This is a genomic window from Acinetobacter sp. SM34 (assembly GCF_022012365.1).
Lineage (GTDB): Bacteria > Pseudomonadota > Gammaproteobacteria > Pseudomonadales > Moraxellaceae > Acinetobacter.
In genome coordinates this window covers 167,989-188,316 of sequence record NZ_JAKLTP010000005.1, presented here as the reverse complement: position 1 = coordinate 188,316, position 20,328 = coordinate 167,989, and the positions used below count along the sequence as shown (strand labels likewise).

Here is a 20,328-nt window from a genome sequence, read left to right as displayed (position 1 = left end):
TCAAAAACCGTGATTAGCAATTTTTGCAAAGCAGATGAACCGCCATACAATCAATGTACTTCAAACTCAGCTTCAGCCGGATCAAAACGCCAGGTACGTACAATACGCAGCTCTGAAATATCCTTCATTCCCCGATCAAAGCTTCCAAACGGTGCTGCCTTGCGTACTGAAGTCTTTGCCGCTTCATCCAGCAAACTATGCCCCGAACTTTCAATCAGGCGAAGGGCACGAATTCCGCCGCTTTTATTCAAAATCACCATTAACCGAACCTCTCCTGCGAGGCGTTGCACTTTCGCTGCATCGGGATAATAACGGTTACCGTAGAATTCAACCTTTTCGCGGAATTTTTCCAAATAAGCCGCTGAAATGTCCTGCTTGGCTTGAATACCATCCACTGTTTTAATTTTTTGCTGGCGACTGAAATTTTGTTGACGTTGCAAATATTGCGCTTCCAGACTTGCGACCATAGCCGCTTTGGCCTGAAACTGACTATTCAGTTCCTGCATAGCTTTTTTGCGCTGGTTCTGTTCTGCTTCCTTTTTCCAGCTTAAGGTAGTCATCAACACTTTTTCTTCAAAACTTAATTCGCGCTTTTGCTGTAAACGTTCCAAAGTTTCCTGTTGCTGTTGGCCGGCACTTTGTTCAGCCATTGCAGCAGGCATATCGCTCGACATACGATGCGCTTCACGGAAAGTTCCGGAACCTTGCTGGTCTGCCTGTGCCAGAAAATCAGCCTGTTCTACCTTGTCCTGACTTGGGCGTAAGGTGACGGCAATTTCTTTGACTGCGGCATCACTTTCTTGAGGCATAGCAAATTGCAAGGTCAAAATAATCAAATGCAAAAGAGCAGCCACAATCACTGCGCTTGTGAAAACTGGATCTTTCCACCATGCCTGCATTAAAGGTGCAAAACTGATTTTCTTAAGCATCACATTAAACCGACAAAAAGTCAGGTTCCCCAAACTGCATAAAAGCAGTATAAAATAAACACAGCGTCTACTTTTGAATGAAAAAATGAGAACTCAATCAACAAGCGACCTGTAGACAATTAAAATCATGAAAATGGTGCAATTAATTTTGCTAAACTGCAAGATCGAATATCTGTATTTTTAATACTTTCGACAAAATCTATCGAAGTTTAAAAAGATTAACTCGCTGGGATGCCTTATATGCAAACGCTACTATCCAATATCTCTCAACGTATACGCCAGGTGTACCAAAAGGCAGAAGGGTTTATTGAGGATGAGCGTGAATTCCCCCTATCTCAAGTTTTTTTAAATGCAACTTTTCAGCGCTTTGTCACCGACAATGTCTCCATGCTCAAAGATCTGCATGCCGACTTGCATGAAGACTGGTTACGTTTATATGCAACGTTGGATGTGAAAGGTTTATACATTACCCTGTCAGTCGATTTGAAACTGGTTCAAATGGAATTGAATAAAGCTACCCAGCTGATTGTGTTTGAACAGATCAGCGATACCCAGGTCATTGACGCCAAATTCAAAAATGTATTCCAAAAACTTGCCGTAAAATTTGCTTTATTTTTCTATCAAAAAGTACTCAACCAAGACCCTTTGGGTATGATTCTTGAGAAACTGAAAGTAATTAAAGTTAAAGATGACTTGTTACATCTGGATTTAAACCGCTGGTTAGGCAAAAAGCGCTCTATCATTGATACCTTAGCGAAAGTTCATGTAAATCATGCCGTTTTACGTGAAGCTGAACTGGTGGTCATCGGCAATGTCAATCTGACTGCTTTATTCAGAAAAATGTCCGAAGAACCAATGGATGTTTGGGCGGATGAGGAAGAACAGGAAGAAAGCAAAGTCAGTCCAATTAAGCAAAAATAAATTGCATTGTGAGTAATGATTAAAGTCTGTATTTTTACCTAGAAAAAAACTACATAAAGATACAGATTGAACAAAATTTCGAATTTTATCTTCATAATCAAAGCGCATAATAGTAAGCAACAAAAACTTTATACTTTATTCAACCATTCTAGGAACCCACTACTTATGGCTCACAATGTATTGAAAACGATTGCGTTGGCATCTGGTGTAAGCACTACACTGTTGTTTGCTGGTTTCTCAAGCCAAGCATTTGCCATGAGTCCATTCCAGGCAAGTTATCAATTTAGCTATAACGGCAAAAATATGGGTTCGGCAACTCGTACTTTAAGCAAGTCGGGAAATAACTGGACTTATGTTTTTGCTGCCAAAGCAGGTGTTATTGCTTCTGCAACGGAAACAAGTCATTTTAGCTTAAATGGTAACAACATCATTTCTCATAACTTTAACCGCAGCAGTAAAATTTTGGTGCACAACAACACCATGAGCATTAACTTTAATCCGAATGCTAAAATCATTAACACCAAGAAAGATGACAAAGCACGTTCTTTTGCTTGGAAATCTGGTGTTTTGGACGAGCTAAATGCTGAATTGCAACTTCGTGAAGACTTAAAAACTTCAGGTTTAAAATCAAGTTATCCAATTGCCGACGCCAAAGAAGTTGAATCACGTCGCTTTGTCAAACAAGGGGCGGAAAAAGTTAAAACCTCTTACGGTACCTTTGACACCATTAAAGTGGTAATGAAACATGATAAACCAAACCGTGATACGATTTTCTGGTTAGCTCCTAAACTTGACTATGCTCCTGTGAAGGTTTCTCACCAAGATGGCAATACCTCCTATGGTTTGCTATTAACGGGGTATAAAGGCGCAACGAATTAATCAATTTGATCAATTTTGCTTGCATTTTTCGAGAGCCTTTTTAAAATACGCTTTTGCTTGAAAAAGCATCTGCCCTTAGAGGAATTCTCCCGTGCACGCACTAGAACAGAAAATCTTAAGTGAAGGTATCGTTCTATCTGATCAAGTTTTAAAAGTTGATGCTTTCCTGAATCATCAAATTGACCCTGTATTAATGCAGCAAATTGGTAAAGAATTTGCTGCACGTTTTAAAGATGCAGGAATCACCAAGATTATTACAATTGAAGCTTCCGGTATTGCTCCAGCAGTAATGGCTGGTTTAGAACTTGGCGTGCCTGTAATCTTTGCACGTAAATATCAATCTTTAACCTTAAAAGATGATTTATACCGTTCTAAAGTGTTCTCTTTCACTAAACAGATTGAAAGCACCATCGCCATTTCCAACAAGCACATTAACTCGAGCGATAAAGCTTTAGTCATTGATGACTTCTTGGCAAACGGTCAAGCAGCTTTAGGTCTTGCCGATTTGATTCATCAAGCGAATGCCGAAGTTGTCGGTATTGGGATTGTGATTGAAAAATCTTTCCAGCCGGGCCGCCAATTGTTACTCGATAAAGGTTACCGTGTTGAATCTTTGGCACGTGTTAAATCTTTAGAGAATGGTACGGTTGAATTTGTTCGTGACTAAGTTTCGAACTGAATTTAAAAAGAGCGCTTAGGCGCTCTTTTTTTGTATGTGGCTTTGTTATAAAAGACTGTATGTGAGATAGATATCTTGATCGGTTTCTCCCAAATCACTGACTATTTAATGTTTGCAATCTCTAAAAAGTCTTTTTTAAGTCTTTCAAGCTCTTCATAGACTTTTTCATCAAGTTTAGGTCTAACCTTTTCAAATTTAATTTTAAGCAAATCTAAACTTCTGAGCATCATTTCAAAAATAAGTTTTTGGCGTCCTAAATCATCCGTTGAATTAAATTCCTCATGATTTATTTTTAAGCGAAAATCCATAATCTTTTTTTTAAATGAATACATGACCCGTTCTTCAAAGCCTCCTGGACCCATCATTACCGTAATACAGTCCCAACTATCTAAAGGTAGATCGTAAGTCTTATGTTCAAGTCCACTTTTAAGTGTATTCTCCACATAATTGCGAGCAAGCCTCAATTGTGTTAATTGTTCTTCATTTAATACTTCTTTACTTGATTCACTACTTAACCACACTTGCATAAAAACCTCTTAATAGTCTGATTTTTTATCTCTCCGACATCCTGTCGAGGTTTTTCGTATTGGTTCGCTCAGTATAACTCCTGTTACATCTCACATTCCTTATCATTTATTTTCTTATTTTATCTAAAGCTTCCTGCTCTATATTTAACATCATAGGAAATTGTAATGCGATGATATAAGGTACGAAAGCCCCAAATTGATTTGTGCAGAAGCGTACAAATCAGCGTAATTTTTATAAATCGGAGATTATTTCGGATAATAAAGGTGCTAAGAAATCTACAAAAGGACTAAATTAACAATTTATATTATTGTAAGATAAAGGAAGGTCTAACTATCCGCAAATAGTTAGACCTTGGATCATATTGAACGGTGGATTTACTTTACGGTAACAGTAATGCTGCCGGTGTTCACAGCACCAATAGCAGAAGTTTTGATACCTTCAATATGATTCTCAAATCCGCGTGAATTGACAGATGCATCAATAGCCCCGGTATTAATGGCTAAATTCGCTGCGCTGTAATTGCTCAGGGTTTCAGAGAATTGATCATAAGTATCGGTATTCAATGACGTGCTGATAGAGCTTTCGAACTCTGATGACCGTTCAGAACGCCATTCTTCCAAACTACGTGCCGCACTTCTTTCAGCATCAAGCGTTGCATCTACTGTACCGGTATTCAAAGCAGTCAGGTTGCCTTGCTGTAAGCTGATACTGCCTGTGTTCACAGCACCCAGTGCGGAAGTTTCTACCGCGATAGTGTTACCCACACTCTCAAGTTCATTATAGCGACCAGATGTGTTAACGGTTGCATCAATATTATTGGTATTGATGGCAAGGTTAAGCGCACTACCATTTGCAGTCCTTTGAGATAAAAGATTGAGGGTCGCTTGCAACCCCGTATCTACAGTTACATTGTTATTTTGAGCATTTGCCATAGCTGCGCTGGACAGGAAGGCGACGGATAAGACGATTGTTTTGATAGACTTATTCATGGTTATTTCCTTTTCTCGTTTTGAAGTACTTCTCGCTAAGCACTTTCTCTTATAATGGGAGCGAGCCCATTTTTTACATATTTTTTTAATCGCGCTGAGTGGTTGACCAATAGTTTTCTATGACTGCTGGATTTGCATCCCACAGCATCGCGGTCTTCTGCTCTTCTTTTTCTTTATTGCCGTTTTCTTCATTCATTTTGCTTGAAGAGGTACGCTGTTTCTTGCTGATGTATTTAATCAGGTCCTGTTTGCTCATTTCTGGTTCCGCTTCAGGATTTTTAATCACCTCAGATTCTTTATGCTTAGGCGGCTTAGTATCTTTGCTGGGTGAGTTGGTCGACTTATTTTTCTCATCGGATGAATCTGTTTGATGTGAGGATGATTCCAGAAGAGAGCTACTTGAATCCGCAGTATTGGGCTGCTGACTTTGCTTGTATTTATGCAGGGCAACAGAACTTCGGGTTAAATTTAATTGACCAAATTCAGGCGGTATTGCAGCACGGCAGCTTTCAAACGTTGCAGGCGGGATGACCTGACTGAGCAATTCAAAAGTGGCCAGATTCAGCATTTGGCGCAAGGCAAAGTTTGTCGCTTCTCTCTCCCCTTTTCCGATCTGAATATTCAATAACGTATGGCCAGCAAACCTGCCGGAATTTATACCGTAATCCTGTGCTGCAATTTGTTTCTGCAGCGAGACATTGGCAACGACTTTACTGCTGCGCGTATCTGTCAGAGATAAATCTAAACCGACCATAATTCGGGTTTGACTGTAATTGGGGCCGACACCGCCAATCTGCATGTCCAAACCACCGCCAGGAATAAAGTCCAAACTGTTAATGCTGCCGGTCACATAATAATCCGATGCCTGGATTTGCCTTGGGTCACGAATTCCCCACTTGGCTTCGCTTTCGATAATTCGAGGATCACGCCGGTTCAATAAGCTGACCCCAGCCTGAAACAATGCAGATTGCACCATATCTCCGGCACCTTGGGTCACCATTTTGCCACTGCCGCCATTGGTCACCACATCTTTGCCGGTTTGATCCAGAATCGCGCCAACAGAGAAACTGACATCATTGCGCAGTTGCCCTTTCAGGCAGGATAAGGCCAGATCAAAAGGGGTAAAAATATCAGTAATCGGTGGGCCTTGTACCAGGCTGACTGGCTCCTTATTGGAAAGCGCCATACCCGTGCACCCGGTCATAAGTTGGCTAAAAATGATGGCGATGCTCACAGAAGATATTTTTCTTCTACTCAACCCAGGAAAATTCAGCATAGCGATTCTCCCGGTTGGGTGCTTAAGTTAGGACATTGCTGGTTATTTTGAGTGGTCGTCGAATTTACAGAACCGTCATTGGCAGTATCATTCGAAATGTCTACACCGTTGTTTGAACCGTTTACATTTACATTGCTGGTAGATGAATTAACTGTACCTATAGAACTTGTCGATGTACTGTTTATTGTGGTCTTTCCTAGTCCAGAATAATAATCTGAATCCATGAGTTCGATCAGATTGGCTTGGGTTAAATTCTCACTGGAACGGGTACTTGATGCTTTCCAGCGCTGACTCCACTCATCAGATGTTGCATAAGCGTTGCTCAGAAAACATAAACAAAATAAACCAACATTGATCACTGATATTCTCATAATGTTTACCATCCTTTGATCGAAGATGTTTATTTATTTTTCATTTAGTAATGTTTAATTAGTAATTTTTAATTTATCTAACAAAGATTAAATCACATAAAAAAAACAAAGTGCTAAATTTATCCGGTTTTAGCTGTTTTTTGTTTTTATAATTAAAATATCCTTTTGTTTTAATTTAACAAATGTTATTTATTATTATTTTTTGAATTGTAAGAAATCATTATGTAAAAAATTTTTAAATTTTAAAATTCACATCAAAACCTGTTTTAATTAATATATTTTTTATATTAATTAAAACAAGAAATTTTATTCAAAAAACTTAATTTATCAAACCGCTTCAATTTTATGGAGTTGTAAACTTTAATTTTCTTAGCATATTTATCAAAACTAGAACCGTGTCGCATTTTGCTATAAATATAAAAAACTAATCACAATTAAGATTATTTATATAGAAATTTTGAGATAAATAGGGAGTGTGGAAGCAATATGCCAGATAGGCGTTATACGGCACTTCCGCTTCAAAACGCCTCACGCTACAATCGAAAACACTAGTGTCGTTAAGCTTCCTGGGATAACCAGTGCAGCATATTCATGTTTTGAATTGCAGGACATTCAATTAAGGGATTTTTCATCATCTTAGGGATCAGCACTACCCAAAAATAATTCAGGGATCGCCCGCATTAGATGAAGAAGTAATATATTTACAACTCAGATAAACTTCTTTGTATTTACTTCTTCTAGAATCAAGTTGGTATGAAATGTTCCTGACATCAGGATTCAGAACAGACATACTGTTTAGCAACATGTAATGAATACCAGCTTATCTGGATGTAATTCCATATCACACATGAACTTAAGATAAGCAAATATCAATCGTTGATGGAAAAACCTATGCAATGTCCTAAATGCGGATCGTCTGAAGTAGAAAAACGTGATCACGAAAAAAGACTCAAGACCATTAGTGGTATTCTGCTCACCTCTGCTGGTGCAACCGCTGGAACAGTCGGTGGCGCGGCTACCGGAGCTTCAACTGGTGCAGCGATTGGCGCCGTTGCTGGGCCATTAGGGGTTATTTTTGGCGGCACAGTGGGAACTTTTGTCGGTGCCATTGCAGCAGGTGTGACTGGTGGCGTGTTAGGCAATATCTTCGGCAAGAAAGCCGGGGTGATTATTGATAAAAATGTGTTTTTAGATTACAAATGCCTGAAATGCAACCATCGCTTTAAAGAAAAAGAATAAATCTTTAAGTACTCAAATTTTATCTCGTAATAAAAAAAGACCCTTCATTTGACGAATGGTCTTTTTTTATATCTACAGGAGTTTATGCGATGTCATCCAGAAAGCGTGCCTCTTAAACTCGCTGTCTAAAGTTAAAACAGATCAATTTGCCTGTAATTTTTTAACCACATCACCCAAGCGTTTACCCTGCTCTTCACACAAGACTTTTTCATCCTGGCTGAGACCCAAATCATGGCGTGGACCACTGACATGGCTGGCACCATACGGCGTACCCCCCGATTTGGTATTGGATAATGCCGGATTGGCATTCGGCAAGCCCATAATCATCATGCCGTGATGGAACAATGGGGGGAGCATGCTCAGCAAGGTACTTTCCTGCCCGCCATGCATCGAACCTGATGAGGTAAAGACACAGGCCGGCTTTTGATGTAATGCCCCATTGAGCCACAGGCTGGTGGTCTGATCCCAGAAATATTTCATCTCGCTGGCCATGTTGCCAAAACGGGTCGGCGAACCTAAAGCCAGACCTGAACAGTTTGCCAAATCATCTAAACTACAGTAAATGTCTCCTTCGGCAGGAATACTCGGCTCAGCTTCCTTCACTACAGTTGATAAATTGGGCACCGTACGAATTTTTACAGCCATACCTGTAGATTCAATACCATTGGCAATTAAATACGCCATTTCTTTGGTCGAACCATATTTGCTGTAATATAAAACAAGGACATAAGGCTGCATAATTTTAATAAACAAAGTTAAAGATAAAAACTATACGGTATTTTTCCCATTTTTTGGTTAAGCTTGTTCATGAAAGTTCATAAAGATGATTAAAAAAATTGAGACTTTATAGTTATGTTAGAAAAGTATTTAAAAAAACTTCCTTTTTATGACGAGACCTGGTTTCAGTTTGTTTTATTTGTAATCAGACGTTTTGAAGCAGATCGTTGCCGTGATCAGGCCGCATCACTTACCTATACCACCCTGTTTGCAGTGGTGCCCATGCTGACGGTTTTTCTGGTCATCATTTCTTCTATTAAAGCCTTGGAACCGGCACGGCAACAATTACAACAACTGATTTATAGCAATTTTTTACCCAAAACCACCATTGCTTTTGACAAGGCATTTAATGCCTTTACCGATAAATCCAGCAACCTGACTGTAATTGGTATCTTATTCCTGTTTATCACCACAGTGATGATGCTTTCCAGTATCGAGACTGTATTTAACCGGATTTGGCGAGTCAAGGAAACGCGAGGCGGTATTATTGGATTTATGCGTTACTGGACCATTATTTCACTTGGTCCGATCCTGTTAGGCAGTGCCTTTGTGATTTCCTCTACCGTTGCCTCATTAAATGTGCTGAGTGACAACTTTACTGGTTATGAAGTCAACGGCGAATTCGTCTTATGGTTCATTTCCTTTGCCCTGACCATTTTGGGTTTTTTTATTTTAAACTGGACCATCCCCAACCGTAGTGTGCCGATTAAAGCGGCTCTGATTGCGGGTACATTCAGCGCAGTGGTGTTCGAATTATTAAAAGATTTATTCGGGCTGATCATGACCAATTTCACCAGTTATGAAATTGTTTATGGCGCATTCGCTGCGGTACCGATTTTCCTGTTATGGATTTTCCTGTCCTGGAATATTGTTTTGCTTGGGGTCGAAATCAGTTATGCCCTCACCGCATTTAATTCAGGTAAAGAGCAAAAGTATCATCCCGTGATCATGCTGTTAGATTTGCTGGAGTTGTTTTATAAAAAGCAACAAAGTGGCGACAGTGTTTCGGATGAAGAAGCCCTGGAAGTTTTAGGCCGTGATGAAATTGGACGCTGGCCTACCTATGTGCTGATGCTAGAAAAGCAAAACCTGGTCAAGCGCACCGATAATGATGAGTACATTCTTGCGCGCAATTTGGCTCAAGTCGATTTCTGGAGTTTCTATAAACAGTTGCCTTATCCGCTGCCCTTGCGCAAAGATGTCGGCAATATCCGTGCAGATGATGAATGGATGCAAAAACTCGGCCCGGCTTTGGTCGAATCTGATGATTATCTGGCTGCAAAACTCTCCATTCCACTGTCGGCTATTTTTGAAAAGAAGTAGTTTTAACTCACTTTGACCAGATCATAAAAAGCCTTCAAACATGCATAATGCCAGTCAACCAAGAAATTGACTGGCATTTTCTTTTTTAAATTCATGACTGTATTGGATATGTGGAAAAGTCATCCGCAACTGTTTGAGGCATGAGGTGCATTGCACCGCAAGATTAAAAAATGATTGTTTCTGCGACAAGTTTGCTAGTTGATAGTGGCTGACGAGTTTTGCGGATGACAAATGCCTTTGGTCTTACGAAGCAATGCTTCTCAGGGCGAAACCAAAGTAACAAATGATCTGCAAGGGCTTTATTTAAAACGGTAAGACTCCGTCATGAATTACTAAAAAATTAAAGAGTCTATTTCTAAACCCCTTAACTGATCAGCATTATTCAAACATGCCGGCTTTTTCAATGACTACGCCGAAGTATTAGCAGACAAAAATGTCTGATCCGACCATGCAAACTGACCATCATATAAAAATTAAGAACTTAAAAAGGCTGCCTTAAAGCAGCCTTTTTTAAGAATGGGATACTTATTTTACAAAAGTTGTCCAAACGAATTCTTTTGATTGACCTTGTAAAGCCATGCTCAGTTGATCACCCGCTTTTAATGCTGCCACACCCGCAGGTGTACCCGTCATCACCACATCACCTTCTTCCAAGGTAAAGACCTGACTAATGTCGGCAAGTAAAGTTGCAATGTCAAAAATCAACAGTGCAGTGTCGCCTTTTTGGCGTAACTCATCATTCACATGCAAAGTGTAATGCACATCTTTCCAGTCTTTGACTTCAGACAATTCCACCCAATCCCCCAACAGACATGAACCGTCATATGCTTTGGCACGTTCCCAAGGCTGACCTTTTTTCTTCAGCTCATCCTGTAACTCACGCAAGGTTAAATCCAGGCCTAAAGTTACCGCACCCACAGCTTCCAGCGCCTTAGCCGGATCGGTTTCCGCTTTTAAAGTACGGTCAATCCGCAGGCTGAGTTCACATTCATAGTGACAATTGCCCCAGGCCGGATTCCAGGAAATTCCTTCTTGCAATGCCGCTAAAGCACTCGGTGGCTTGATAAATAAAACCGGACGATCAGGAATGGCATTGCCTAATTCTTTGGCATGGTCTGCATAGCTACGACCGACACAGACAATCTTCGATGGACGAGTATTCATGATCTTCCCTTTTATTTCATTGTTACGATATTTAAAGCTTATTTTTTGAAGGTATTTTCAAATACGGTTTGATCGGCAGATTGCTCAAAAGCACGTTTCGGCACAATCACCACAGTACGATTTTTCAATTCAATCATATAAGTCAGCTTGCCCACCGCAAAGTTCTGTACTTCGCTGTAGTTGAAAATTTGCTTGCGGCCATTGGCATAGATTTCTGCATAATCCTGAAATAATTCGATGCCCTGTTCACTTTTACCAAACTGATATTTCACAAATTGACGCTTAAACATCATCGGTAAAAACCAGTAACGCATCAGCAATTGTAAAATTAAAAAGAACGCGCCGAGTGCAACATAATAGCGGCCTACATCATTAAAGCCGAGGTAAAATCCCCAGACCATAATTCCGATACTCACCAGTGGCGTAATAAAACGGGTAATTTGCTTTTTACCAAATGTAGCAAGGGCAAAACCATCTTGTGATTCTTCCAGGCTTAAGGAATAACGTAGCGATACTGCCGGCTTGGTTTCTGACATGATTGATCATCAAATTATTACAACAATTGTGCTAGATATTACACCAGATTCAACATTTTCCTTATCGTTTTTGCCCGCTTAAATTACATAAGCTTGCTTCACAATTGTTTTAAAATTGCTTAAAACATCAGCACTCACTCAGAAAAATGCATAAACAGGATGTGATATGCCCAACAATAAAAATAAATGCTGTTTGCTGATGCTGGGTTGCCTGATCCGTACGCAAGTCTCAGCTAAAATTATTCCATGGAAAGAACAGATTCCAAGTAGCCTGAGTGTATTTCAGGGCAAGGCCCAAGTACTGGCAGACCTGACTGCAAACTCTATTTTGATTTATGTACATCCTGCACAATCCATTACTTTACCCACGCTAAAAAATCAGCAAAGCATGATCGGTAAGTTTTATACTGGTGCGGTCGTTGTTCCTACAAATAGCCAGAATGTGGCCAGACTTTTAAGCAACTACAGCCAATACAATGGACTATTTCCGGTATTGAAAGTTGCGTTTTGACTATCCGAACAGTCTGGAAAATGAGTTTCACGCCGTTGGAGGTGATTTACAGTTTGTGAAAGGTGGAATACAGTTGATTCCGCAAGGTACAGGCACCTTATTCAAGGTCACCAGTGCCATGAAAATTCATGACCAGACGCCGTTTTTACTTCGGCCGATGCGAAGCACGCCTTATCACGACATGTTGCCAGCCTTGGGTGGCAATACCGTATTGGCATTAAAGATTAAGCAGAAAATGAAATAATTGTTTAACACATTTAATTTATTCTAGGCACAAAAAAACCGCAATTAAGCGGTTTTTTCCAGTTTTACATCTGTCGATGTGATCAAGTTGGTGCGCTCAGAGAGATTCGAACTCCCGACCCCTTAGTTCGTAGCCAAGTGCTCTATCCAGCTGAGCTATGAGCGCGACGTCTTGATGTGGTGCATTATACGCGTTTTTAACACTCTGTTAAGTGCTTTTTAACAAATACATAATCAAGTGGACAGTTATTGGGCAAAATTGGATTTTTCATCTATTTTTTAAACAAAAAAAATTAATTTAATCCTGCTGTACTACATTTGCATACTGTAAATGGTCATACTGATAAAAAGAATTGAATCATTAATCATTACCCCACTGTGCCAGTTTTCACTTCGCCTGCCCGCTGGTAACAAGTAAACATCACACCACTAGACGTGACCAAGTGATCGGTTAATTCAAAAGCCGTCGCAGTTGCACCCTCGGCAAATAAACGTTTACCTGTACCGAGGATAACTGGAAAAGTCATCAAACACAGTTCATCCACCAGATCATGTTGAAAAAGCGTCTGTGCCATATGCGCGCTGCCATGCACTTTGATATCCTCACCTTCTGACGCTTTGAGCTTTTTCACATCATCCACATTTTTCAAAAACACAGAGTTTTGCCAGTCTGAATGATCCAGACTGTTGGACATCACATACTTGGTGACCTCGTTGATTCCCGCCCACATTTCAGCATGCTTTGGCCAATAAGGTTCCCAAATCTGAAAGGTGTTTCTTCCCAAAAGAATATCGGTGGACTGCATCCATTTTTGCATGATGGTATTGATCACCGAGTCTTGCTTGGTAAAATAAGGAGCAACCCAGCCACCATATTTAAAGCCGCTGGATGGATCTTCCTGTGGTCCGCCCGGTGCTTGAATCACACCATCTAAAGTCATAAATTCCTGAACAATTATTTTTCTCATAATTATTTTCTCATATTAGGGCTTCATTTTGTTTATTCTGTAGCCTAATCCTTATTTTTATCCTTCCGCCCATTTATTTCAATTCTATAAAATTCAGACACAAAAAAACCGCAACATGTGCGGTTTTTTCCAGTTTTACATCTGTCGATGTGTTCAAGTTGGTGCGCTCAGAGAGATTCGAACTCCCGACCCCTTAGTTCGTAGCCAAGTGCTCTATCCAGCTGAGCTATGAGCGCGTACTTGAGTTGCTTTTCAGCATTCGTTACATTTACGTTTAACTTGATTGGTGCGCTCAGAGAGATTCGAACTCCCGACCCCTTAGTTCGTAGCCAAGTGCTCTATCCAGCTGAGCTATGAGCGCATTTCAAGTTATTCGTGGCGGTGAGAGAGGGATTCGAACCCTCGGTGGGCTTTAAGACCCACGCTCCCTTAGCAGGGGAGTACCTTCAGCCACTCGGCCACCTCACCGTAACGAGCCGCCATAATACAAATTAAAGTTAATTTCTTCAAGTCACATTTCAAAAATTTCTGATATTTTTGATCAATCAACTATTTTTTAAACAATTTTCGAGTTGAGCGCGTACTTTTCCCGGTTATTCGGCAGTTGTTACTGTGAAATATGCTGCTTCGCGTTAGAATTAGGACTGAAAAACACAATATTGCAATCATTTACGTGCAGTATCCTGCAGCATGACTTATGCTAATCCTATCTTCTGACATGAAGCCAAAGACATTATGAAAAATTGGGTCGACCCTGAAGCTAAGGCTGAAGCCGAACGTTATGACAATCCTATTCCAAGCCGTATTCTCATTTCAGAAACGATTGAAAAATTACAAGCACCACAATCTCATGCAGATTTAGTGGAATACTTTAATATTGCAGATGAAAGAAGTATAGAAGCACTCAGCCATCGTTTAAGTGCCATGGTACGCGATGGTCAGTTGATGAAAGATGGATTTAAGTTCCTACTCGCAACCAGCCAGCCGACTCATGAAGCCACCGTCTATATCAATTCCAAAGGTTTGGGCAGTGCCTCAATTGCCGATCATGATGACATTTTATTACCTGAACGCGAACTCCGTTTGGTATTTAATGGTGATCGCATAAAAGTGCGCCAAACCTCGGTAGACCGTAAAGGTAAAGCTTGGGGTTTTATTACTGAGGTCGTGCAACATCGGGTCAAACAGATTATTGGTAAAGTTGCGGTGTATGACGGCGAATACTTTATTCAGCCAGGCAATCCGAATGCCCATCAGCCAATTACTTTAGAAAAAGAACTGATTGAACACGCCCAAGTCAAAGTGGGTGATTCTGTTCGGGTGGCGATTGATGACTACCCGACCCGGGAAGAATTGCCGACAGGACACATCGTGCAATCCATGGCGGATAAAGCCGATACCGAAATCATTATTCCGCAAACCATTTTAGAATTTGGTTTACCTTACGAATTTCCGGAAGAAGTGCTTCGCGATGCCGAACACTTTAAAGAACCGAACCAACAGGACCGCGAAGGCCGTATCGATTTACGTGACTTGGCCCTAGTCACCATTGATGGTGAAGATGCCCGCGACTTTGATGATGCAGTCTATGCCGAAAAACGTCCGGGTGGCGGTTACCGCGTGGTGGTAGCGATTGCTGATGTGAGCCATTATGTACGTAATGACAAACCGCTGGATGATGAAGCAAAAGAACGTGGGACTTCGGTGTATTTCCCGCACTTTGTGCTGCCGATGTTGCCGGAAGCCCTATCCAATGGCTTGTGCTCGCTGAATCCACATGTCGACCGCCTATGTATGGTTTGTGATTTGACCTTGTCCCGCGCAGGTAAAGTTACCGGCTTCCAGTTCTATCCCTCGGTGATGCATTCCAAAGCACGTTTAACCTATACTCAGGTGGCGCAATATTTTGATGGCGAAAGCGATGCGATTCCTGAAGACCGCAGTGTGCACAAGTCGTTGAATACCCTGTTCCAGCTCTATCAGACCCTCAAAGGTTTGCGTGCAGAGCGTCATGCCATGGAATTCGAAACGGTCGAAACCTACATGACCTTTGACGAACTCGGTGGAATCAAGGAAATTTTGCCGCGTTCACGTAATGAAGCGCACAAACTGATTGAAGAATGTATGTTGCTGGCCAACGTTGCAGCCGCAGAATATGCCTTGGAAAATGACATTCCTATGTTGTACCGTGTGCATGAGCCACCTGAATTTTCACGTATCCAGAAAGTGCGTGAATATGTGAAATTGCTGGGCTTGCCCTTCCCTGAACAGCCAACGCAAAAAGATTATCAAGCAGTGATTGAAGCCACCAAAGACCGTATTGATGCACCAAGCATTCATGCAGTATTATTGCGTTCGATGATGCAGGCTTATTACGGCGCAAACAATGCCGGACATTTTGGTTTGGCTTATGATGCCTATACACATTTCACTTCACCAATTCGTCGCTACCCTGACCTGTTGTTGCACCGTGCCATCAAAGCACATTTAAAACAAAAGCCTTTCGCGCTTTCGGGTGCAGCTTTAGATGATGCTGGCGAACATTTCTCACAAACGGAACGCCGTGCCGATGAAGCATCACGTTCGGTCACCACCTGGCTGAAATGTCACTATATGCAGCAGCATTTAGGTGAAGAATTCGTCGGCATCATCAGTGCCGTGGCTGAGTTTGGCCTGTTCGTGACCTTAAAAGACTTGTATGTCGATGGCATGGTTCATGTCAGCCAACTGGGCGATGACTTCTTTGTTTATGACCAAGCCAGCCAAAGCCTGGTCGGTCAAAATCGCGGTCAAACCTTTAGCTTGGGCGATGAAGTCAAAATTAAAGTGGCAGCCGTGAATCTGGAAGATCGCAAGATTGATTTTCAATTGTTGCAACAGCTGACTCATGCCGGCCGTGCGATTCAAAGCCGTGCGCCACGTGTGGCCAAGACAACGACAGAAGAAGTCTTTAACCCGCGTGCTAAGGCCGTGGTGAGTGAAGATGGTGAACAGCCAATTCGCAAGAAAAAGCCAAAAAACAAATCAGCTGATTTGGCTAAAAAGTCAGATAAAAAATCTTCAGCCAAGTCGGATGCAAAAGCCAAAGACAAGCTGAAGAAAAAATCTAAGCCGAAAAAGAAAAAGTCGAATGCGAAAGCCAAGATAGAATAATTTTTCGATAAAAGCCCTACTTCGGTAGGGCTTTTTATTGAGTCTGATCTGGAAAGTATTTACCGACTGAAAAATAATAGCCCTTGATTTAACCCTTTCTAAGCCTTACATCTACTATTAACTTTATAAATGATATGGCGTATAGAAATGACTTTAGAAAAGGCGACCTTGCCCGTTCCACAATTTGATCAAATTCAACTGGCCGATTTAAAACAGCAGATTGAACAGGCCATTCAACAAGGACAAAGTTTTTTAAAAGATTTAGCCGCAGTTCCAGAGGATGCTCAGGCGCAGCTGAATATTCTGGAACAGGTCGATACGCTGGAAAACAACATGAGTGAAGCTTGGGGCGTGCTGTCACATCTCAATGCCGTGATGAATAACACAGAAACACGTGAACTTTATCAATCCCTACTTCCAGCATTAAGCGAATACTACACTCAACTGGGTCAACATACGGTACTGTATCAAACCTATCAGCATGTGCATGACTCGTCCGTATTTAGCACCCTTCCTGCAGCTCATCAAAGTGCCATTAAACTGGCGCTACGTGATTTCAAACTTTCCGGTGTGGCTTTAGAAGGTGAAGCGAAAAAACGCTATGCAGAAATTTCTGCACGTTTGTCGCAGCTTTCTTCCGACTTCTCCAACCATGTCCTCGATGCTACCCAAATCTACTTCAAACCTCTGACAGAAAAACAACTCAAAGGCTTACCGCAAAGCAGCATAGACCTACTCAAACAATATGGTCAGCAACGCGAACTTGATCAGGCTGTAGCGACTTTGGACATTCCGGCTTATCTAGCCATCATGACCTATGCCGATGACCGTGCCTTACGTGAAGAACTGTATAAAGCCTATACCACTCGTGCCTCCGACTTGTCTGATCATCCTGAATTTGACAATACCCAGGTGATGGAAGAAATCTTAAGTCTGCGTCATGAAATGGCCCAGTTATTAGGTTTTGCTAATTTTGCCGAGCTATCGCTGGCCAGCAAAATGGCACCCGATGTCGAAACCGTAGATAAATTTCTGGTTGACCTGGCTGAACATGCACGAGCACCGGCCAGCAAAGAAATTGCCGAATTAAAAACCATTGCCATTCAGGACGGCATTCTCGAGTTACAACCTTGGGACACTGGCTACTATTCTGAAAAACTGAAACTGCAACAATTCAATTTATCGCAGGAATCCCTCAAACCATATTTCCCTGCACCGAAAATCCTGCAAGGCCTGTTCAGCATTGTGAACCGTCTATATGGCATCAACATTGTGGAACGTGAAGCGCCTGTCTGGCATCCCGATGCACGCTATTTTGAACTGGAAGATCAAGGCAGCGTAGTCGGTGGCTTCTACCTCGATCTTTACGCACGCAGTAGCAAACGCGGTGGTGCCTGGATGAGCGGTTTCCGTTCACGCATGCAAACCAAGGATGGCTTACAAAAACCGATTTGCTACATGGTCTGCAATTTTACCCCTGCGGTTGGTAATCAGCCGGCATTGCTCACTCATGATGAAGTGAACACCCTGTTCCATGAATTTGGTCATGGCCTGCATCATCTGTTGACCGAAGTCGATCATATTGCGGTTGCAGGGACTCACGGCGTAGATTGGGATGCGGTCGAACTACCTAGCCAGTTTATGGAGTTCTGGACCTGGGATACCGACAGCCTCGATCTGCTGAGTGAACACATCGAAACCAAGCAGCATTTACCTCAGGATCTGCTTAAATCCTTGCTGGATGCACGTTTCTTCCAGTCCGGCATGCAAACCTTGCGTCAGATCGAATTTGCCCTGTTTGACCTGTCTATTCACAAGCACAGTTCTGCTTTAAATGCCGAACAGGTGCAAGCGACGCTGGATGAAATCCGTCAAAAATATGCTGTGGCACCAACGGCAAGTTATAACCGTTTTCAACATAGCTTTAGCCATATTTTTGCTGGAGGCTATGCCGCAGGTTATTACTCTTACAAATGGGCCGAAGTTTTGGCCAGTGATGCCTTCGATCGTTTCGAACAGGAAGGAATTTTTAACATACAGACCGGAAAAGAATTTCGTCAATTTATTCTAGCAGTTGGCGGAAAAGATACAGCACTTGATGCGTTTATCAATTTCCGCGGACGCGAGCCAAAAATAGATGCGTTATTACGTCATCAAGGTTGGACGCAGCCCTCTAAAAACGCTTAAACTAGGGATCTAAGATTGTTCAGAAGGTTAGGATGATGACTATCAAACGTCGTTTCATTGCAGGTGCTAAATGTCCAAAATGTGAAGCGCTAGATCGGGTTGTCATGCTAACTTCTGGCGACGATGAATGGATTGAATGTATCGACTGTGGCTATAACGAAAATCGGCCAACGCATGTCGATGAACCACAAATGCCGGAACTGCCGGATGAGATTGGTGTCATTCAGTTCAAACCACGTCAGCCTAAATAAAAACAGGTTCACTATGACATTAGATCAAAGAAATAGCCCAAAACTTTTATTGGGCATTACTGGGGGATTGGTTGCAATCATTGTGCTTTTTTTGGCATATCAATGGTTTTTTGCAACTTCAAACGAAACACTGCCTGAACATGAAGGAGCCAGCTTGACCGCTCCTGTAAAACCGGCACCACCTACTACCGCAGAACCGCCAGTAGCTGCTGCTAAAAGCGATCCAGAAACCATTCAACTGGTGGATGAAAAAATTCTGAAAGCGCCAGTTTCAGAAAATGCTTCTTTGGTCAAAGAAGAAGTGGCCAAACTGGACGATATCCAGAACCAGCTCCATGAGCAAGAAACCATGCTGAAAGCACAACATACCGATGCCGACGAGCTGATTGCCCTCAAACAAGAACAGATTAAATTACTTGAAGCCCAACTGGCTCAAAAACAATCATTATAATGCGTGAAATTTCAGCTAAAATATCGGCACATATTTTAGCTGAATTTGTTTAATGCCCATCCCAAGAAGCAACCTTAATTTAATCAAGGCACTTAGCTTTCTCACCTGCTCTGCTTTTCTGTTTTCCCTGATGGGCGTATGTATCCGTTATGCATCGCACACCGTAGACAACCCCACCATTGTTTTTTTCCGCAACTTTGTCGGTCTGTTTATTTTTCTGCCTCTGATTTTTAGCAAAGGTATTGGATTTTTTAAGACGGAAAAAATCTGGATGCATAGCTGGCGTGCCGTGATCGGACTGATTGCCATGTATGGTTTCTTTTATGCGATTGCCCATTTAAAACTGTCCAATGCCATGGTGTTTACCTACTCTTCTCCGATTTTTATTCCACTGATTGCCTGGTTATTCCTGAAAGAAAAAATCACCAAATCCATGCTGCTCGCGGCAGCCATTGGCCTGGCCGGGGTGATATTTGTAGCCAAGCCAGATGCAGGCATGTTTAACCAGATGTCAGTGATTGGTCTGGGGGCAAGCTTCTTGGCGGCCATGGCCTTTGTGACAGTACGTGCACTCACCAGTACCGAATCGCCAGAAAAAATCGTGTTTTATTTCTGCTTTATAGGCACTCTCATTTCCATGATTCCGATGTTCTGGCTATGGCGTCCTTATACTTGGACTGAACTGGGTTTCTTGATTGGCGCGGGTCTGCTTGCCAATATCAGCCAAATTTTGATGTCCAATGCCTATAAACTCGCCCCTGCCGGACAAATTGGACCGGTAAATTATATTGCGATTATTTTTGCCGGGATCTGGGGCTTTATATTCTGGCAAGAAACACCTGATCATTATAGCCTGATGGGCTTCGGGCTGATTTTGAGTGCTATTATTCTTTGTAGTCCCTTAATTCAAAAGCGCTCAGCTTAATCATTCAGGCCGATTTTCCAAATATAAG

20 protein-coding genes, 4 tRNA genes and 1 pseudogene are annotated in these 20,328 nt (G+C 41.8%); 12 read left to right on the top strand and 13 right to left on the bottom strand.

Annotated features, from left to right (window positions below; all coding sequences use genetic code 11):
- Positions 1-50 precede the first annotated feature (50 nt).
- On the bottom strand, positions 51-929 hold the full coding sequence (locus LZZ98_RS06530; RefSeq protein ID WP_086174420.1) for an energy transducer TonB: 879 nt from the start codon (positions 927-929) through the stop codon (positions 51-53).
- A gap of 240 nt (positions 930-1,169) precedes the next feature.
- Here LZZ98_RS06530 and LZZ98_RS06525 point away from each other — a divergent pair, with 240 nt between their 5' ends.
- The 3 genes from LZZ98_RS06525 to LZZ98_RS06515 all read left to right on the top strand — a co-directional run bounded on the left by LZZ98_RS06525 (position 1,170) and on the right by LZZ98_RS06515 (position 3,396).
- The gene (locus LZZ98_RS06525) at positions 1,170-1,850 is read left to right on the top strand and encodes a hypothetical protein (RefSeq protein ID WP_237787133.1); all 681 of its coding nucleotides are present in this window, start codon (positions 1,170-1,172) and stop codon (positions 1,848-1,850) included.
- A gap of 165 nt (positions 1,851-2,015) precedes the next feature.
- Positions 2,016-2,729, top strand: a complete 714-nt coding sequence (locus LZZ98_RS06520) for a DUF3108 domain-containing protein (RefSeq protein WP_237787132.1) — start codon at positions 2,016-2,018, stop codon at positions 2,727-2,729.
- 91 nt (positions 2,730-2,820) lie between these two features.
- Positions 2,821-3,396 carry a xanthine phosphoribosyltransferase gene (locus tag LZZ98_RS06515; RefSeq protein ID WP_086195739.1) on the top strand — a complete coding sequence of 192 codons (576 nt, stop codon included), beginning with the start codon at positions 2,821-2,823 and terminating at the stop codon, positions 3,394-3,396.
- 113 nt (positions 3,397-3,509) lie between these two features.
- Here LZZ98_RS06515 and LZZ98_RS06510 read toward each other — a convergent pair whose 3' ends face one another.
- The 4 genes from LZZ98_RS06510 to LZZ98_RS06495 all read right to left on the bottom strand — a co-directional run bounded on the left by LZZ98_RS06510 (position 3,510) and on the right by LZZ98_RS06495 (position 6,572).
- Entirely contained in the window at positions 3,510-3,935 is a 426-nt protein-coding gene (locus LZZ98_RS06510; protein WP_237787131.1) for an Imm44 family immunity protein, read from the bottom strand.
- Between the two features lie 375 nt (positions 3,936-4,310).
- Positions 4,311-4,868 carry a hypothetical protein gene (locus LZZ98_RS06505; protein ID WP_442862691.1) on the bottom strand — a complete coding sequence of 186 codons (558 nt, stop codon included), beginning with the start codon at positions 4,866-4,868 and terminating at the stop codon, positions 4,311-4,313.
- Between the two features lie 142 nt (positions 4,869-5,010).
- On the bottom strand, positions 5,011-6,201 hold the full coding sequence (locus LZZ98_RS06500; RefSeq protein ID WP_237787129.1) for a CsgG/HfaB family protein: 1,191 nt from the start codon (positions 6,199-6,201) through the stop codon (positions 5,011-5,013).
- Positions 6,195-6,572, bottom strand: a complete 378-nt coding sequence (locus LZZ98_RS06495) for a hypothetical protein (protein WP_237787128.1) — start codon at positions 6,570-6,572, stop codon at positions 6,195-6,197. Before LZZ98_RS06495 ends, LZZ98_RS06500 begins: the two co-directional genes overlap by 7 nt.
- Positions 6,573-7,451: 879 nt before the next feature.
- Here LZZ98_RS06495 and LZZ98_RS06490 point away from each other — a divergent pair.
- Complete coding sequence (locus tag LZZ98_RS06490; RefSeq protein WP_086198513.1) at positions 7,452-7,811, top strand: hypothetical protein; 360 nt, start codon at positions 7,452-7,454, stop codon at positions 7,809-7,811.
- Between the two features lie 141 nt (positions 7,812-7,952).
- Here LZZ98_RS06490 and wrbA read toward each other — a convergent pair whose 3' ends face one another.
- Positions 7,953-8,549, bottom strand: coding sequence for an NAD(P)H:quinone oxidoreductase (gene wrbA, locus LZZ98_RS06485; RefSeq protein WP_237787127.1), 597 nt, complete (start codon positions 8,547-8,549; stop codon positions 7,953-7,955).
- Positions 8,550-8,663: 114 nt separating this feature from the next.
- Between wrbA and LZZ98_RS06480 the strand changes: the two genes are divergently transcribed.
- Entirely contained in the window at positions 8,664-9,911 is a 1,248-nt protein-coding gene (locus LZZ98_RS06480) for a YihY family inner membrane protein (protein ID WP_237787126.1), read from the top strand.
- A gap of 525 nt (positions 9,912-10,436) precedes the next feature.
- On the opposite strand, the gene LZZ98_RS06475 is transcribed toward LZZ98_RS06480, so the two are convergent.
- Both LZZ98_RS06475 and LZZ98_RS06470 read right to left on the bottom strand, forming a co-directional pair.
- The gene (locus LZZ98_RS06475) at positions 10,437-11,117 is read right to left on the bottom strand and encodes a fumarylacetoacetate hydrolase family protein (protein WP_330848194.1); all 681 of its coding nucleotides are present in this window, start codon (positions 11,115-11,117) and stop codon (positions 10,437-10,439) included.
- Positions 11,114-11,611, bottom strand: a complete 498-nt coding sequence (locus LZZ98_RS06470) for a YcxB family protein (RefSeq protein WP_086174432.1) — start codon at positions 11,609-11,611, stop codon at positions 11,114-11,116. The genes LZZ98_RS06475 and LZZ98_RS06470 overlap by 4 nt, the downstream gene beginning before the upstream one ends.
- A gap of 166 nt (positions 11,612-11,777) precedes the next feature.
- Here LZZ98_RS06470 and LZZ98_RS06465 point away from each other — a divergent pair, with 166 nt between their 5' ends.
- A complete protein-coding gene (locus tag LZZ98_RS06465) occupies positions 11,778-12,122 on the top strand; it encodes a hypothetical protein (RefSeq protein ID WP_237787124.1) in 345 nt (114 codons plus the stop codon).
- Positions 12,109-12,366 (top strand): annotated as a pseudogene (locus LZZ98_RS06460) (SRPBCC family protein); the annotation flags it as partial. The gene LZZ98_RS06465 and the pseudogene LZZ98_RS06460, both read left to right, overlap by 14 nt.
- 88 nt (positions 12,367-12,454) lie before the next feature.
- Here LZZ98_RS06460 and LZZ98_RS06455 read toward each other — a convergent pair.
- The 5 genes from LZZ98_RS06455 to LZZ98_RS06435 form a co-directional block, all read right to left on the bottom strand.
- Positions 12,455-12,531, bottom strand: a tRNA-Arg gene (locus tag LZZ98_RS06455).
- 202 nt (positions 12,532-12,733) lie between these two features.
- Positions 12,734-13,333, bottom strand: a complete 600-nt coding sequence (locus LZZ98_RS06450) for a dihydrofolate reductase family protein (protein ID WP_237787122.1) — start codon at positions 13,331-13,333, stop codon at positions 12,734-12,736.
- A 159-nt stretch (positions 13,334-13,492) separates the two neighbouring features.
- Positions 13,493-13,569, bottom strand: a tRNA-Arg gene (locus LZZ98_RS06445).
- Between the two features lie 48 nt (positions 13,570-13,617).
- Positions 13,618-13,694 (bottom strand) — tRNA-Arg (locus tag LZZ98_RS06440).
- Between the two features lie 15 nt (positions 13,695-13,709).
- Positions 13,710-13,801, bottom strand: a tRNA-Ser gene (locus tag LZZ98_RS06435).
- Between the two features lie 264 nt (positions 13,802-14,065).
- On the opposite strand from LZZ98_RS06435, the gene rnr reads away from it, so the two are divergent.
- The 5 genes from rnr (at position 14,066) to LZZ98_RS06410 (ending at position 20,300) form a co-directional block, all read left to right on the top strand.
- A complete protein-coding gene (gene rnr, locus LZZ98_RS06430; RefSeq protein ID WP_237787156.1) occupies positions 14,066-16,486 on the top strand; it encodes a ribonuclease R in 2,421 nt (806 codons plus the stop codon).
- Positions 16,487-16,618: 132 nt separating this feature from the next.
- Positions 16,619-18,673, top strand: a complete 2,055-nt coding sequence (locus LZZ98_RS06425; RefSeq protein ID WP_237787155.1) for a M3 family metallopeptidase — start codon at positions 16,619-16,621, stop codon at positions 18,671-18,673.
- A gap of 41 nt (positions 18,674-18,714) precedes the next feature.
- The gene (locus LZZ98_RS06420) at positions 18,715-18,924 is read left to right on the top strand and encodes a YheV family putative zinc ribbon protein (RefSeq protein ID WP_171263966.1); all 210 of its coding nucleotides are present in this window, start codon (positions 18,715-18,717) and stop codon (positions 18,922-18,924) included.
- Positions 18,925-18,937: 13 nt separating this feature from the next.
- Positions 18,938-19,375, top strand: coding sequence for a hypothetical protein (locus LZZ98_RS06415; RefSeq protein WP_237787121.1), 438 nt, complete (start codon positions 18,938-18,940; stop codon positions 19,373-19,375).
- A 52-nt stretch (positions 19,376-19,427) separates the two neighbouring features.
- Entirely contained in the window at positions 19,428-20,300 is an 873-nt protein-coding gene (locus tag LZZ98_RS06410; protein ID WP_237787120.1) for a DMT family transporter, read from the top strand.
- The last annotated feature ends 28 nt before the right edge of the window (positions 20,301-20,328 follow it).